Source organism: Acinetobacter junii (genome assembly GCF_018336855.1).
GTDB classification, from domain to species: domain Bacteria; phylum Pseudomonadota; class Gammaproteobacteria; order Pseudomonadales; family Moraxellaceae; genus Acinetobacter; species Acinetobacter junii.
In genome coordinates this window covers 2241015-2257079 of record NZ_CP059558.1, presented here as the reverse complement: position 1 = coordinate 2257079, position 16065 = coordinate 2241015, and the positions used below count along the sequence as shown (strand labels likewise).

The 16065-nt window shown below is 37.9% G+C and carries 12 protein-coding genes; 9 read left to right on the top strand and 3 right to left on the bottom strand.

Annotation, left to right across the window (positions count from 1 at the left end):
• Positions 1–15: 15 nt before the first annotated feature.
• The 4 genes from H2677_RS10645 (at position 16) to H2677_RS10630 (ending at position 3027) form a co-directional block, all read left to right on the top strand.
• Entirely contained in the window at positions 16–951 is a 936-nt protein-coding gene (locus H2677_RS10645; RefSeq protein ID WP_212638513.1) for a penicillin-binding protein activator, read from the top strand.
• A gap of 12 nt (positions 952–963) precedes the next feature.
• Positions 964–1368 carry a YraN family protein gene (locus H2677_RS10640; RefSeq protein WP_004955268.1) on the top strand — a complete coding sequence of 135 codons (405 nt, stop codon included), beginning with the start codon at positions 964–966 and terminating at the stop codon, positions 1366–1368.
• Between the two features lie 69 nt (positions 1369–1437).
• Positions 1438–2151 carry a BON domain-containing protein gene (locus tag H2677_RS10635; protein ID WP_212638512.1) on the top strand — a complete coding sequence of 238 codons (714 nt, stop codon included), beginning with the start codon at positions 1438–1440 and terminating at the stop codon, positions 2149–2151.
• A 3-nt stretch (positions 2152–2154) separates the two neighbouring features.
• Entirely contained in the window at positions 2155–3027 is an 873-nt protein-coding gene (locus tag H2677_RS10630) for an alpha/beta hydrolase (protein WP_125299481.1), read from the top strand.
• A gap of 17 nt (positions 3028–3044) precedes the next feature.
• On the opposite strand, the gene nudC is transcribed toward H2677_RS10630, so the two are convergent.
• The 3 genes from nudC to dnaQ all read right to left on the bottom strand — a co-directional run bounded on the left by nudC (position 3045) and on the right by dnaQ (position 6916).
• Positions 3045–3797: an NAD(+) diphosphatase gene (nudC, locus tag H2677_RS10625; protein WP_212638511.1), complete on the bottom strand. Its 753-nt coding sequence runs from the start codon at positions 3795–3797 to the stop codon at positions 3045–3047.
• Positions 3797–5443 (bottom strand): chemotaxis protein, encoded by a 1647-nt coding sequence (locus tag H2677_RS10620; protein WP_129263388.1) that lies wholly within the window; start codon positions 5441–5443, stop codon positions 3797–3799. Before H2677_RS10620 ends, nudC begins: the two co-directional genes overlap by 1 nt.
• A gap of 126 nt (positions 5444–5569) precedes the next feature.
• Positions 5570–6916 carry a DNA polymerase III subunit epsilon gene (gene dnaQ, locus H2677_RS10615; protein WP_151723065.1) on the bottom strand — a complete coding sequence of 449 codons (1347 nt, stop codon included), beginning with the start codon at positions 6914–6916 and terminating at the stop codon, positions 5570–5572.
• Positions 6917–7198: 282 nt separating this feature from the next.
• Between dnaQ and H2677_RS10610 the strand changes: the two genes are divergently transcribed.
• From H2677_RS10610 to H2677_RS10590, 5 genes are read left to right on the top strand one after another with little or no spacing between them, the layout of a single operon-like run.
• Positions 7199–10444 (top strand): lytic transglycosylase, encoded by a 3246-nt coding sequence (locus tag H2677_RS10610; RefSeq protein WP_212638510.1) that lies wholly within the window; start codon positions 7199–7201, stop codon positions 10442–10444.
• A gap of 6 nt (positions 10445–10450) precedes the next feature.
• Positions 10451–12289, top strand: coding sequence for an extracellular solute-binding protein (locus tag H2677_RS10605; RefSeq protein ID WP_212638509.1), 1839 nt, complete (start codon positions 10451–10453; stop codon positions 12287–12289).
• A 24-nt stretch (positions 12290–12313) separates the two neighbouring features.
• Positions 12314–13384 (top strand): microcin C ABC transporter permease YejB, encoded by a 1071-nt coding sequence (gene yejB, locus H2677_RS10600; RefSeq protein WP_212638508.1) that lies wholly within the window; start codon positions 12314–12316, stop codon positions 13382–13384.
• A complete protein-coding gene (locus H2677_RS10595) occupies positions 13384–14394 on the top strand; it encodes an ABC transporter permease (protein WP_212638507.1) in 1011 nt (336 codons plus the stop codon). Before yejB ends, H2677_RS10595 begins: the two co-directional genes overlap by 1 nt.
• Positions 14369–15955 carry a dipeptide ABC transporter ATP-binding protein gene (locus H2677_RS10590; protein WP_212638506.1) on the top strand — a complete coding sequence of 529 codons (1587 nt, stop codon included), beginning with the start codon at positions 14369–14371 and terminating at the stop codon, positions 15953–15955. The genes H2677_RS10595 and H2677_RS10590 overlap by 26 nt, the downstream gene beginning before the upstream one ends.
• Positions 15956–16065: the final 110 nt, after the last annotated feature.

Sequence of the window (16065 nt, the reverse complement as noted above, 5' to 3'; positions counted from 1 at the left end):
AAAGGTAACTCCCTAATGTATATAAAAAAATATTGGCTGCCACTTTTTTTTGCAGCATTCGTGAGCCCAGCTTATGCGGACATCTTGGTGATTCTACCTGAATCTGGTGCTATGGCGCGAGCGAGTGAAAACATTAAACGTGGTTTCTTGAGTGCTTATGCAGCATCTGGCAGTCAAGAAAAAATAATTTTTGCCGATTCAACTAAAAATAGTATGGATTACATCTTTAAGAAGAAGGTGAATAACAAAATTAAATTGGTCGTTGGTCCTTTGGCTAGAACTGATATTGATGCTGTCATGCAACTGGAGCCTAAACTTCCTGTACTGGCACTAAATGATGTGAATCAACATGCCGAAAATGTGTGGCAATTTAGTTTGTCGAAACAACATGATGCAGCTGTCTTGACCCAATTATTAAAAAACGATCGCGTAAAAAAATTATGGGTTCTGCGTGAAACTGGTACTGAAGCAGCCACAGAATTATTTATGCAGGCTCTTTCGGTAGAATTCGGTTCAGAAATACAAGTTATAGACACTCTGCCTAAAAAAATCTCAAGAAAGGAAGGGTTGTTACTGCTGGGGCATCATCAATGGATTCAACAACTAGGTGAGCTACCTGAAAAGAAAGTCTATGCAACACCATTAAGTATCGAGCAGGGACAGACTATTCCTTTAGGACTTAGCTTTTGTGATACGCCTGCATTGTATAATGGACAATGGGTAGATCTTATTGAAGCGTATAAAGAGCAGCCTGAAAATATGGCATTTCAACGCTTACTTGCTTTTGGTGGTGATGCATGGACAATCACTCAATATTTATTGAGTAATCAGAATCAGCAAGAAACTTCATTTGTGGGGCGAACAGGTGTAATAAGTTTTAAAGACAATAAAATTTTCAGACAACCAACTTGCTACCAGCAACAAGAGCACGGAATCCAAATCTTAAAATAAGAAATAAATGTCATGACAGAAAACGCAAATGAACTCGGTCATTGGGCTGAGCAACAAGCATTAATCTATCTTCAACAATTTCAATATGAATGTGTCGCTCAAAATTACCATTCACGTTATGGAGAAATCGATTTAATTGTAAAACGGCAGAATGAGTTGATCTTTGTTGAGATAAAGGCACGATCGGCAGGGAGCTATGCGGAGTCATGTGAAGTGATTACACGCTCGCAACAACGAAAAATAATAAAGACCGCGCAGCAGTTTTTACAGAAAAATCCTGATTATGAGGATTTTGATTGTCGTTTTGATGTGATTTGTTTTGATTTTCCACAGAAAATTGCAAAAACAGTACAACCAGACTTTTCAAAATTGCAGTATGATCAGCAGTGGATTGAACATGCATTTACTTTAGATTGAGCATTAATTTGGTCATTTTGAGATAAATACCTAAGATTGAACAAGTTTGTAGATAGGGAGTCTTGCCAAGTGTTAAAACGTTTAACGATTACGTTACTTTGCGCTGCAAGTTTATCAGGATGTGCGAGTTTTATTTCGGGTGGAACAGGAACTTCACCTGTCGGCACAGATAGTGGGGAACGTAGTCTCGGACAAGTATTTATTGATTCGTCTATCAAGCGTACAGCCAATATTAATTTGTATAAATTAGATCACCGTTTTAAACAGTCCCGCATCAATATTGAAAGTTTTCATAGTAATGTCTTGTTAACGGGGCAGGTACCTGATCCATACTTGAAGCAATTAGCTGAAGATAATCTTCGAGCAATGAGTGATGTCAAAGCTGTACATAACTACATTACTGTTGGTGATAAAGTTGGCTACAACACGATTATGCAAGATGCAACAGTAACCGCAAATACTCGTGGTTTACTGATGAAAGCACCTGTAGTTTCAGATAGTAAAGTGTTGGTACACACTGAAAATGGTGTTCTTTATGTCATGGGACGTCTAAATACTGCGGAAATAAGAGATTTGGATGACGTCTTACAAAAAGTTGGTAATGTGAGTAAAATTGTTACTCTGATTGATAATATTGACCAATCATCTGGAACGATGGCGAGTTCAACCACAGCAACTCCTATGGTGGGTACTACAGTGACGACACAACCTCTCGTTGAAACTCCAGTAGCAATTGATCCCGATCAGGCAGAACCTGCGACTTCTACACCGACTGTACCCTAATTTATGAAGCAACTTATTCAACAAGTTCAAGAAAATGTGACACGGGCGAAAAGCTTTTATCAAGAGTTTCGTCTGTATGATCTAGCCAGTTACTCAATCAATTATCTGACACCAAAGGATACCTTTGAAAAGGAAGAGCATCTTGCCTATGGTTTAAAGGCAAGACATCGTTTAGACCTTTATCGAACTAAAAATCCTAAAAAGCAGCGACCATTGATTGTGTTCGTGCATGGTGGGTCATGGCAACATGGTAATAAACGTGATTATCTTTTCGTAGGCGAAAGTTTTGCTCGAGAAGGTTTTGATGTCGCTGTTATTAATTATCAACTAGCCCCAGAACAAATTTTTCCTGCATTTGTTGATGATCTTGCTCAGGCAATTCATTATCTAAATCAAAACCAAGCAAAACTGAATATTTCTACTGAAAACATTATCTTAATGGGGCATTCCGCGGGTGCTTTTAATGTAATGTCAGTAGTTTATTCTCCGTACGCTCAGAACTTCAAATATACTGATAAGATCAAAGCAATCGTGGGAATGGCTGGTCCATATCATTTTGATTATAAAGATGATCCTCTTTCTGAACATGCCTTTGATCAGCGCGTACCATATAAGCAAGTGATGCCATATTATTTTGTCAATCCGAACAAGATTAAACACTATTTGTTGATGGCGGAAAACGATCAGTTAGTAGGTAGTCATAATACATTTGATCTGGATAAAGCACTAAGAGAAAAAGGCAATCATAGCCATGTGATGGTGATTCCAAAAACAGGACATATTACCATCGTGGCAACACTTGCAAGTTTTGTCAGTCACTACTTCAAAACGAAACGCACCATTATGCATTTCTTAGAAGAGGCTTTAGAAGACTAAATAAAAAAGCATCTTAATTAAGATGCTTTTTTTTGACCTGTGATTTGCGTAATCATACTATGAGCGATACTGCCTTTGAATGGGATTTCAGGTAATTCATTAAACTTGAAGAACTGAGCGTCACTAATTTCTTCTACTTGCAATTCAATGTCACCAGATTCGTATTCAGCATGAAACGCTATCATTAAGTTACTAGGGAATGGCCAAGGTTGGCTAGACATGTAACGAATATTTTTGAGCTTTAAACCAACTTCTTCAAGTGTCTCACGTTGTACAGCTTCTTCGAGAGTTTCACCGACTTCAACAAAGCCTGCAATCAAACCATACATATTTGATTTGTTATGAGCGGATTTTGCTAGAAGAATCTCGTCAGTCCCTTTTGTGATCACTGTAATAATACAAGGCTGAACTCGAGGATATTGGTGGTACCCACAAGCAGGGCAAACCATCGCATATTCTCTCGAATGCACCTCGGTCATATGACCACAATGACTACAGAATTTATGGTTACGACGCCACTCAAGTAATTGGACAGCACGGCTTGCTTGTAAGAAATCCGAAGTATCCCATGATTGTATGAGTTCTCTGATCGGAACTAATTGATAGCCCTCTGGAATTGGCTCGTCATCAAGAAGATCACGTGCAATTACTTGATCATCGTGATGAATAGGCAAATCACTTGCTAACTTTTCAACTTGAGGTAACTGTAAATTTTCATCTACTAAGAGCTTTTGATGTTGAAAAATATAAGCAAGTGATAGTTGGGTCATTATGCCGCTGCGCTTTGTAACTGTTGACTGTTTGATAATGCCACATCAAACATAGATTGCAACACAGGTTGTTTGTTCTTTAAGTTATCAACTAATAGATCAAGTCCTGCGACAACATTTAAAATACAGTTAATGTGTTCAGCCTCAAAGGTTTCATTTTGAGCAAGTCGATGTTCAGCAAATTGAACTGCACCTAACAAAGCTGTTTGTTGTGCAGTACTTCCCAAGAATAGGGCAGCACCTGATAGTTCTTTGAGATAAATAGGCAGAGACTCTAAATTGTGTGCTGTAGAGTCTTGAGCGTAAAGACTAAGTGTTTGAGTCAGTGTTTCAATCAGAGTTTTGGTTTCGCTTAATAAAGCTTTGTGCGCTTCATCTAAACGATCCAAAGAGATTTGCATGTTATTCACACGTAACTGTAAACGACTTGAAGTATAGTTACGCTCAAGAATCCCAATAGAATTCATCGAAGCCAAGATACTATTCATTAAATGTTGTACTGATGCTGCATCAGTTAATGTATTTGGTTGACTGAGTTTTTCTGCTTGCTGCGTCAGTTCTTTTGCCGCTTCATTTAGATTGAGAACTTTAAAAACATTTGAGAGTTGATGAAGTTTTTGCTGAAGTTCTTGAGTTTTTTCAGCGGACATATTTTGATGGTTATATTCAATCTCGTTACGGATTTGAGCCATCTCATCCGTCATTAGTTGGCTAATGGTATGAATGGTTTCGTAGTCTGGTCCGTACAAATGGCGACTCAAAACTTGTAACTGAGTATCACTGAGTAATTCATCACCAATATTAAGCTGTTCACGAATATGATGAGAAAGATCATCTTCTTGACTGATACAAATACTTAAAATATCTGCTAGATCATTTAAGTCAGTTTGAAATGCATTTGGATTAGCAAGAAATTGACCAATATTGGTTTCAATCTTAATAAATGTACGTATGCGTGCTTCAGTAATTAGTAGATCTTCAATATGTCCTAAACCTACATTCACAAGTTGCCAATATTGTTGACTTGGCAAACCCGATGCTAAACCAGCCATATAAACCGCAACAAGTTTTAAGCCTTGTAAATCCAAAGGTGTTTCTGCTTGTTTAATCAGTTTGTTTAAGCACAATTTATATAACTGATGGACGTACTGTGATTTTTCTAAATCAGGGGCTTTTGGCAAATCAAAATTTGGCGTAAAACAATCCAATAAAGGTTGAATCGTTTGACCTTCTTTAGTGATTGGCTTGCCTAATGCTTTTTCTAAACGATTGAGTGTATCTAATAGGAATTGCGGAACTTTTACTTCACGTAAACAAATGAATTCGATATAACGTTTCAGCATGGTTGTGCCTTCGCTCAAAGCCACAACATCACTAGTTTTAATTTGTTCAGGTTGAGCCATGATTTTACGCATAAGCTCAGCAGAGTATTGCGTAATCTGCGATAGGTGTGGGATATCAATCAACGCTAGAACATTCGTACATTGTTCAAACTGATTGAGAGCATCATCAATCCCAAATGGCAAGGCTTGTTCTTCGGCAAGAGTATTGACTGCAGTCTCTACCAATTTAATCGAATTATCGATCTCATTTTTTATTATTAATAATGCCGTTGGGTCGAAATGAATCGAGGTTTGGTAAGACATATGACCTACACCTTTCCTAAGTTGTTATATCCATGAACCCTCTATGGAGAGGGTTTAAATCTTTAAGAGTTAATATAACTTAACTTTGAAAGCTTGAAACAAAAAAACCTGAACTTATAAGCAAATTTATTTTGCAAAAAAGCATGGTTTTCCATGTTTTTCTTCGAATTGTTTGACCCAAGTCTCATGTTGCTGAAGTTCATCATTAGTCGGGTAAATAATTGGCAAATCAATTTGTACGCGTTGACGAGTGGTTTTATTCTGTTGTTGTTCGGTTTGGGATAAGGCATCCATATCAAATGAGACTTGTCCACCTGTCATCGCCAAGTAAACATCAGCCAAAATTTCAGCATCGAGTAATGCACCGTGGAAGGTACGATCGCGAGCAGGAATTTCATAACGACGGACTAAGGCATCAAGTGAATTTTTTTGACCAGGATGCTTGTTTTTAGCAAGGGCGAGTGTATCCGTAACTTCACAAACTTCAGATAATGCTGGAAGTCCTGCGCGTTTAAACTCCATATCTAAGAAGTTCATATCGAAGGTCGCATTATGTGCAATAATTTCAGCACCTTTTAAAAATTCGAAAAGTACATCTGCGATTTCAGCATATTTAGGTTTGTCCGCTAAAAACTCATCAGTGATACCGTGTACATCGACTGAGTCGCCAACTGGTTTTTCTGGGTTAATATAAATATGAATTGAACTACCAGTAAGCTTACGATTAATCATTTCGATTGCACCCACCTCAATGATTCGATCGTTGTCTTGATAATAGAAACCTGTCGTTTCTGTATCGAGAATCAATTGGCGAGGGCCTTGTAGATTTAATTTTGCATCTGTAATTACAATGTATGGGTTTGAAGATTCATTTACAGATTTAACCTCTATAATTTCTTCAATTTGCTCTGTAACTTGTAAATCAATTTCAATCTCTTCAATCAACTCATCTGCTTCTGCATCGAGGTCTAAACCAAAGGGATCATCGAGTAGCCAATCAGATTCAGGCTTTTTTGTATCAGCGTTAGCCTGCGTCATTTTTAAGTTTTGTTTAGCAGTTTGTTCAGCACCCATGTTTGCTAGTTGATCAGCCATTTCATTTCCTGGATGACCCGCATGACCTTTGATCCAGTTCCACTCAATATTTCTATTTGCGCACACGGCGTCTAATTTTTTCCACAAATCAGGGTTTTTAACATCTTTCCAATTTTTCTTTTTCCAACCATGTATCCATTCAGTGATACCTTGTTTTACATAGTTTGAATCTGTCCAGATAATGAGGTGAGCATCGACTGGGCAAAAAGAAACACCTTCTATCGCTGCAGTTAATTCCATTCGATTATTGGTCGTTTCTAGCTCACCACCATAAATTTTATGCTCTTCGGTTTCTGTAATGATATAAGCCCCCCAACCACCTAATCCTGGATTGCCTTTACATGCGCCATCTACATAAAGTGTGATTGTTTGAGACATAGTTGAACCTAAAAGTTTAAACGAGAATGGTAGAGCGGATCATCATCAAAATAAGCAGAGTACTTTTTTAAAAAGTACAAGCGAAAACAGTGTATCACCCCTTGATTACGGGCGGTATTGTAAAGCTAAATTGCATTGATGAACGTTACAAAACTCATCTTTTTTAATTTCTTGTAACATTTCGATGCGAATCACGTTAAATTATTGCCTTGTCTAAGTGACATGCTTTACTACAATGGCAAATCGAAGAAATAAACTAGCGTGAGTTGACTGGAAGTTTTTATGTATAAATCGACCACATTGGTGTGGCAACAATCTGCAACATCATTATTTAAAATTACTGTACTGACTTCTGCTTTAGCTGCGCTAGGAATCACGACAGGGTGTTCATCTACACCTCAGTCTTCTAAAGTCTCATCATCAAAACAATTAGGTTCTGGCTATTTGGATGCTAGTAGTTTGGATTCGCTTGAGGATTTACTATCAGCAACCGACATGCGTGCAGTAGAGGGTGATCGATTACTGGTTTTAAAACACGGTGATGTGTGGAAACGTATGACTGTTGGATTCAAAATGGATTTAAACCATTGGGATTCACGTATCGAAGCACAGCGTGGTTGGTTTATTTCTCGTCAACCTTATTTAGATCGTTTGAGTGCGCGTGCCAGTCGATATCTTTATCACACTGTGAAAGAGGCTGAACGCCGTGGTATGCCAACGGAATTGGCTTTGCTACCAGTTATCGAAAGTTCATACGATCCAGCAGCAACGAGTAGTGCAGCAGCAGCAGGATTATGGCAATTTATTCCAAGTACTGGACGTATTTATGGTTTACAGCAAACCAGTCTGTATGATGGTCGACGTGACGTAGTTGAATCTACGCGTGCTGCATATGAGTTTTTAGGTAGCTTGTACAACCAGTTTGGATCATGGGAGTTAGCATTAGCTGCTTACAACGCAGGTCCTGGACGTATTCAACAAGCGATTAACCGTAATAAGGCAGCTGGCTTACCAACTGATTATTGGTCATTAAAATTGCCACAAGAAACAATGAACTATGTACCTCGTTTCTTAGCAGTTGCTCAAATTATCAAAAATCCAAGTGCTTATGGCGTGGCTTTACCTCCAATTGCCAATCGTCCTCACTTCCGTGAAGTCAGTTTGTCAGCACCTTTAGATCTGAATCAAATTTCATCTATTACAGGTCTAAGTCGTGCAGAGTTATATGCACTCAACCCTGCATATCGTGGTGAAACGGTTGATCCAACAAGTCCGATGCGTATTTTGATTCCTGCAGATTTGAGCCCATCGATTGATGCAAAACTTCGTTCGGGTAAATCAAGTTCTGGTGGCTTCTGGGCGAGCAATCAGACTCCACCTGCTATGAATAATACATTGAGTACTTCAACGACAACGCGCACAAGTACTGGACAGGCAATTAGTCCTTCGACAAAAACACCTCCGCCATTAACGGCAAGCACTACAACGCGTCCAACATCTACCACAACGACGAAGATGAGTACGCCTAAAGGTGCTGATGCATTGGCATCTTTTGCTGCTGCTGCTGATGTACCAAGTGCACCTCGTATTCCAGTGGCGATTACACCTGCGCCTAATGTCAAACCTGTGAATATTGAACCACCAATTTCACTAAAAGAGCGTGAGCAAATCGTTGCAGCGGTAAAAGACGAAGGTGAGAAGAAAACTGTTGCTCAAGTTTTAGAGCCTCAACCTACGCAGGCTGAAAAAGACCAAGTTGTTGCTGAAATTAAAGCAATTGCACCGAAAGGAACTGAAATTGTTGATCCTTTTGATGGCAAGATTAAGCTCACTGCGATCCAAACTAGCCAATCAGTTGCTGATGAAAAAGGTCAAGAAGTCACAAAAGGATTCGCTTATCCAAAAAACTTGGTTGAAGACGAAACGACTGCGAACAGTGATGATGCTAAACGAAACCAAGGTAAACCTTATATTAAAACGGACACCGATGTTGTTGTTGTAGCACCAAAAGGCAAACGTAGTACTTATGTCGTATTACCTGGCGACACATTGGCTGTGATTGCACAGAAAAATGGAGTGAACTGGCGTGATATCGCGCAGTGGAACCAAATTGATCCAAATGGAACCTTGTTTGTAGGCACTAGCTTGTATCTCTATGATGCAAAACCACAAGCTGAAGTTGTGAAAGCAACAGAGAATAAGCCTGATAGCTATGTCGTTCAATCAGGTGATAGTCTTACCAATCTTGCTGCTCGTTTTGATTTGAGTATCAAACAACTAGCCGATTTTAATAATTTATCAGTTAATGATGGATTATTTGTAGGGCAAAAACTGAGCTTAAAAGAGCCAAAAAATTCAATACGTAGTTCTCAACAAAGTAGTCGTGAGATTGATAAAGTTTCCACTAATAAAAAAGTGGCAACAAAATCATATACTGTGAAACGCGGTGAATATCTCAAATTAATTGCTGATCGTTATGCATTATCAAATCAAGAGTTGGCTGACCTAACTTCAGGTTTAACGGCTACGAGCGATTTGATGGTTGGTCAAAAAATCAATGTACCTCTACATGAGGTATCTAAAGTAGATGAGCCTACTGAATCAAATGCTAAGGTTAACTATAGCAATGTGACAGCTTCAACAAGTTATAAAACTGAAAATTATACGGTTCAACGTGGTGATACCTTATCCAGTATTGCCAGTAAATCGAAAATAACATTGAGTGAACTGGCTGATCTAAATAACTTGAAGTCCAACAGTGGTGTGCGTTTAGGTCAAACCCTGAAAATACCAGCAGGTTCATCTGTTCCAGAACAGTACGTCGTTCAATCAGGCGATAGTTTAAATGCAATCGCTGGCAAATATGATTTAAGTGTTAATTATATTGCTGATTTGAATGGATTAGAGCGTACTGCTGGATTACGTGTAGGACAACGTTTAAAACTTGCTGGAGTTACACCTTCCAAGTCATCAAATGTCACAGCGACAAAAGTCAAAGATAAAGATGAAACGGCACCTGATATTTACACCGTAAAATCAGGAGATACTTTAAGTAATATCGCTAGCCGTTATTATCTACAGCTCGATTATGTAGCTGCATTAAATGGCTTGTCACGTAATAGTACAGTTCGGATTGGTCAGAAACTCAAACTTTCTGGTGATGTACCAAAAGTAGAAACAGCAAAAGTTGAGTCAAGTAAAACGAGCTCAAAATCTGTTTCTAGTAAAAATACGGAAAAATATACCGTAAAAGCAGGTGAGTCCCTCAACAGTATTGCAAATCGTTTTGGTATGTCGAGTCGTGAGTTAGCTGATCTTAATGACTTGAAAGCAAATGCTGGCTTACAGCGAGGTCAAACGATTTCTGTTCCTAAAGTTGTCACTGAATATAAGGTGAAGCGCGGTGATACCTTAATTGGTTTAGCAAGTAAATATGGTATGGAAACTAGTGCTTTGGCTGAGATGAATGATTTAACGCCAAGTACACAATTGCGTATAGGCGATGTAATTAAAGTGCCAAACCTGTAAGTACTGATGCTTTCATTATCTACAACTCAAAAGCTTAGTCTGTTCGGACTAAGCTTTTTTGCTCAAACCACATTTGCAGCCCTTCAAACTACACCATACTTAGGGATGCATGTGCAGCCTAAATATGCCAATTTTTCAGTCATGCCATATGCGGATGTTAAAGCACCTAAAGGTGGTTTATTTAGCCAATCCACATTAGGCACTTTCGATAATTTAAATAGTATGAATGGAAAAGGGAGTGCAACAGAGGGCGTGAACTATCTTTTTGATAGTTTAATGGATCGTTCTTTGGATGAGCCACGAGTGATGTATCCACTGCTGGCTGAAAAAGTAACTTACGATCCTGACAATCTGAAGTCCGTAATTTTTCACCTGAATCCTCAAGCACGATTTAATAACGGGCAGGCATTAACATCGGATGATGTGAAATTTACTTTTGATACATATCAAACCAAAGCAAATTTTGGTTTGCAGATGTATTTATCAGATTTGGAAAAAACCGAAATTCTATCAAAGCACCAAATCAAATTTATATTTAAATCCAACAAAAATGTTGAAATGCCATTAATTGTGGCGAGTCTTCCAATTTATTCAAAAGCAGATTGGAAAAACAGAGATTTTACTCGTATTACGCTGCAACCTATTATTGGCTCAGGGCCTTATATAGTTGATCGTATCGATGCGGGTCGTAGTATTACTTATAAACGCAGTCCAAATTACTGGGCGAAAGACCTCGCTGTTAACCGAGGGCGTTATAATTTTGATAGACTAAAATATGTGTATTATCGAAACTTAGAAGTGAGTTTCGAGGGATTTAAATCTCAACAATTTTATTTCTATGAAGAAAAAAATATCCGTAATTGGGTGATGGGGTATAATTTTCCATCTTACCGATCAGGATGGGTTAAAAAGTATAAGGCTCAATTAAGCACCCCACTGGATATACAAAGTTTAGTTTTTAATACACGACGTTCACCATTTCAAGATATTTATTTCAGACAGGCATTAACTTATGCCTATGATTTTGAATGGCAAAATAAAGCACTTTTTTTTAATCAAAATAGACGACTACAGAGTTTTTTTGATAATACTGACTTAGCCGCAGTTTCTAAACCGAGTTCTGCTGAGCTGAAGATTTTAAAACCTTATCTGGAAAAGCTTCACCCGATCATCCAACAAGGTGTAGTCACAGATTGGCGTTATCCTAAGTCCGATGCCAGTGGATTTAATCGTAATAACTTACTACAAGCACAAACAATCCTTAAACAAGCAGGATATAAGATCGTTAATGGTAAATTGCATGATCCGCAAGGTCGATTGATTCAAATAGAATTATTACTTCAACAAGAGAATCCACAACGTGAGCTGATGCCATTCGTGCGTAATTTAAAGCGACTTGGAATACAGGTCAATTTGCGTCAAGTGGATGTCCCGCAGTATATGGAGCGGATACGTCGTCAAGATTTCGATATGATGGTTTTTAAAATGCCGCAGACTTTGACCCCTGGAAAAGAGCAGGCACAATTTTGGGGAAGTAAGGCTGCAAATGAAGCAAATAATTATAACTATGCAGGAATACAATCTCCTGTAATTGATCAAATTATTGGAAAAATAATTGCAGCTAAAAGTCGAGATGAAGTTGTACTCTATACTCGAATTCTAGATCGCTTACTGCGTGCGGGCTATTACCATATTTTGACATATGGTAAACCAGATCGTTGGTTTGCTTATTGGGATATTTATCAGCAACCAAAAACTAAACCAAAACTTTCTGTCGGGTGGGAATATTGGTGGGTTGATGCAAAGAAAGCCAAGATGCTCAATCAATCTTCGATTAAACATTAAATCAAATAATGAAGGATTAAGTTTATGCTTCACTATATTCTGAAAAGAATGATTTTGATGATTCCGACATTATTTTTAATTCTGTTAATCAATTTTATCATCGTACAAATCGCACCTGGTGGTCCAGTTGAGCAAGCCATACAACAAATACAAAATGCTCAAGGATTGGGTGTAAATGTAAATAATTCAAATACGCTGGGTGAATTGGCTCAGTATGAAGGCGCTCGCGGCTTAAGCCCTGAGATGATCGAAAAAATTAAAGCGCAATATGGGTTTGATCAGCCTGCTTATGAACGGTTTTGGATCATGCTCAAAGGATATTTAACCCTTGATTTTGGAACAAGCTTTTTCAAGGATAAAACCGTTGTACAATTACTGTATGAAAAACTTCCAGTTACCTTGTCCTTAGGTATATGGAGTACTTTCCTGATCTATATGATTGCAATTTCGTTAGGGATCAGCAAAGCCAAACAGAATGGTTTGCTTTTTGACCGTGCGACCTCATTGTTATTGGCAATTAGTTACGCCGTCCCATCATTTGTATTTGCTATTGTACTTGTGGTTTTTTTTGCAGGTGGAAGTTATTGGCAGTGGTTTCCTTTACAAGGATTAGTGTCGGAAAATTTCGAGCATTTAAGCTTTATAGCAAAAGTTAAAGATTATCTTTGGCATATGTGCTTGCCGATTATCAGTATGGTATTGGGAAGTTTTGCTGCTTTGACGTATTTGACGAAATATTCTTTTGTTGAAGAACTTAATAAGCCTTATGTGCTGACAGCAAGATCAAAGGGATTGAATGAAAATCAGGTACTTTTTCGACATGTATTCCGCAATGCGATATTGATTGTTGTTGCTGCTTTACCTGAAACCTTGGTTGGTATTTTCTTTGTTGGTAATTTATTTATCGAAATCATTTTTAATTTGGATGGCGTAGGATTATTGGGTTTTGAAGCGATTACGCAACGTGATTATCCTGTGATTTTTGGTACTTTATTTTTATTTACATTCTTCGGTTTAACTCTTCGCCTTATAGGGGACGTACTTTATCACTGGATAGACCCTCGCATTGATTTTGAATCACGAGGTGGGCGTTGATGTCACCTTTAATGAGAAATCGACTATATCGTTTTAAGCAAAATAAATTGGGATTTTTCAGTTTAATCTTATTTTTGATTATTTTTAGTCTTTCTATCTGCGCTGAGTTTATAGCAAATGATAAACCTCTGCTTGTTAGTTATAAGCAGTCACTCTATTTTCCCATATTCAAAGATTATCCTGAAACAACATTTGGTGGCGTATTTGAAACTTCGACTGATTATCAGGATCCTGCTGTAAAACAATTGATCCAACATCATGGCTGGATGATTTCACCAACTGTAGCTTTTTCATATCAAACTCCAAATTTATCTCTCACTGTTCCTGTACCATCTCAGCCGACATTACAAAACTGGTTAGGGACAGATGATCAAGGTCGTGACGTATTTGCTCGCATCTTGTATGGTCTAAGGGTTTCACTTTTATTTGGAATCGGGCTGACTATAGCTGCAGCTTGCATCGGAATAGTTGTAGGTGCAGTACAAGGATATTATGGTGGTTGGATTGATCTAATTGGACAGCGGCTCTTGGAGGTATGGGGGGGCTTACCCATGCTGTTTATTGTGATGATATTGGTCAGTATGTTTAGCCCAAATGTGTATTGGCTCTTTTTAATTATGCTGTTATTTGGATGGACTGAATTAGTTGGATTAGTAAGAGCTGAGTTTTTGAGAGCACGAAATTTAGATTATGTACGCGCTGCTCAGGCTTTAGGTGTCAAAGACCATAATATTATTTTTAAACATATTTTACCAAATGCAATCAGTTCAAGTTTGTCGCAAATACCATTTATGCTTACAGCAAATATTATTGCTTTAACGGCATTAGATTTTCTTGGTTACGGATTACCTGCGGATGCAGCATCGTTAGGCGAACTGCTGTTGCAAGGGAAAAATAATTTAGATGCACCATGGCTAGTATTGTCTGGCTTTTTTACTTTGGCAATTGTGCTTTCACTTTTGATCTTTATTGGGGAGGCTGCTCGTGAAGCATTTGACCCAAAACAATAATACTGCCTTGTTGAAAGTTCAGAAATTAAGTATTGAAAACCAATTAGGCACTAAGCTTGTTGATAATTTCAACTTTGAACTTCATCATTCACAGACTTTGGCGATCGTTGGTGAAAGTGGTTCAGGAAAATCAATAACTTGCCTTGCAATATTAGGATTGTTATCTGATAGCCTTAAAGTAAAAGGTGAGATCCTATTTGATGGTGTGGATTTGCTTAAAATGAATCAGCATCAATGGCAGCAAATTCGTGGAAAAAAAATCGGGATGATTTTTCAGGAACCGATGACAGCACTTAATCCATTGCATCGTGTCGAAAAAATCGTTGGAGAGAATTTGTTGTTGCAAGGATTCTCTAAATCTAAAGTCAAAGAAAAGACCCTCGACTTATTAAATGAAGTCGGTTTAGAAGATGCAACTCACCTCTTGAAACGATTTCCACACGAGCTTTCTGGTGGTCAACGGCAGAGAGTCATGATTGCTATGGCATTGGCATTGGAACCTGAAATTTTAATCGCTGATGAACCGACTACAGCTTTGGATGTTGTTTTACAAAGACAAATTCTTGATTTGCTCAAACAATTACAACACCATCATAAAATGGCAATTCTCTTAATTAGTCATGATTTAAGTGTTGTTAAACAGTATGCAGATCAAGTGTTAATTGTTAATCAAGGACGAATTGAACAACAGGGTGATATAAATGAAATTTTTCAACATCTCAAAACTGAATATACCAAAAGCCTGTTGCACCATGATTTTGGGATTGCACTAGAACAAAATAGTGGAAAAACATTGCTTGAAATTCAAAATCTGTCAGTACGTTATCCGATTAGAAAAGGATTATTCAATCAAATAAAACAATATAAAACAGCTGTTAGTAATATTAGTTTCTTATTAATGTCAGGTGAGGCGTTAGGTATTGTGGGGCAAAGTGCCTCAGGTAAAACATCGCTAGCACTAGCAATTGCTCGACTTATTCCTAGTGAGGGAGAAATAAATTTTGAGACACAGAATTTAAATCAACTAAATCAAGAACAGTTAAGACCTTTGCGTCAGCAATTTCAAATTGTCTTTCAAGATCCTCTAAGCAGTTTGAATCCTCGATTATCAGTTTTTCAAATTATCGCAGAAGGGCTTGAACTGAGTGCAGTAAAATCAAACCTGATCGAAAATATGATCGATGAGGTGTTAATGAAAGTTGAATTAACTCCTTCTGAAAAATTTAAATACCCACATGAGCTTTCTGGTGGGCAAAGGCAACGAGTTGCTCTAGCGAGAGCCTTAGTTTTGAAACCAAAGTTGTTGATCTTAGATGAACCGACCTCAGCTCTTGACCGTATTACACAACAAGCAATTATTTTGCTTCTGCGACGGTTGCAACACCAAGAGCAGATCAGCTATTTAGTGATCAGTCATGACTTACAAGTCATAAAATCCCTCTGCCAAAATGTTTTGGTGATGCATGAAGGTAAAGCTTTGGAATATCAAGCTTCACAAGATTTATTTCTTGATCCTCAAAATGGATACACAAAATTATTGATTGAGGCGAGTTGTATATAGCATTGTAATTAAACTGACATATGTTATTGTCAATTTATCGGAAGATATCTTGACATCAACAATAATCAGATTAAATTAGAGCAATTACTCTAATTTGTAGCAGAGGATGA

Coding starts and splice junctions, on each gene's coding strand:
- H2677_RS10595 (WP_212638507.1), top strand. CDS start 13,384: ATGTCACCTTTAATGAGAAATCGACTATATCGTTTTAAGCAAAATAAA.
- dnaQ (WP_151723065.1), bottom strand. CDS start 6,916: ATGTCTCAAACAATCACACTTTATGTAGATGGCGCATGTAAAGGCAAT.
- yejB (WP_212638508.1), top strand. CDS start 12,314: ATGCTTCACTATATTCTGAAAAGAATGATTTTGATGATTCCGACATTA.
- H2677_RS10645 (WP_212638513.1), top strand. CDS start 16: ATGTATATAAAAAAATATTGGCTGCCACTTTTTTTTGCAGCATTCGTG.
- H2677_RS10610 (WP_212638510.1), top strand. CDS start 7,199: ATGTATAAATCGACCACATTGGTGTGGCAACAATCTGCAACATCATTA.
- nudC (WP_212638511.1), bottom strand. CDS start 3,797: ATGACCCAACTATCACTTGCTTATATTTTTCAACATCAAAAGCTCTTA.
- H2677_RS10640 (WP_004955268.1), top strand. CDS start 964: ATGACAGAAAACGCAAATGAACTCGGTCATTGGGCTGAGCAACAAGCA.
- H2677_RS10630 (WP_125299481.1), top strand. CDS start 2,155: ATGAAGCAACTTATTCAACAAGTTCAAGAAAATGTGACACGGGCGAAA.
- H2677_RS10605 (WP_212638509.1), top strand. CDS start 10,451: ATGCTTTCATTATCTACAACTCAAAAGCTTAGTCTGTTCGGACTAAGC.
- H2677_RS10620 (WP_129263388.1), bottom strand. CDS start 5,443: ATGTCTTACCAAACCTCGATTCATTTCGACCCAACGGCATTATTAATA.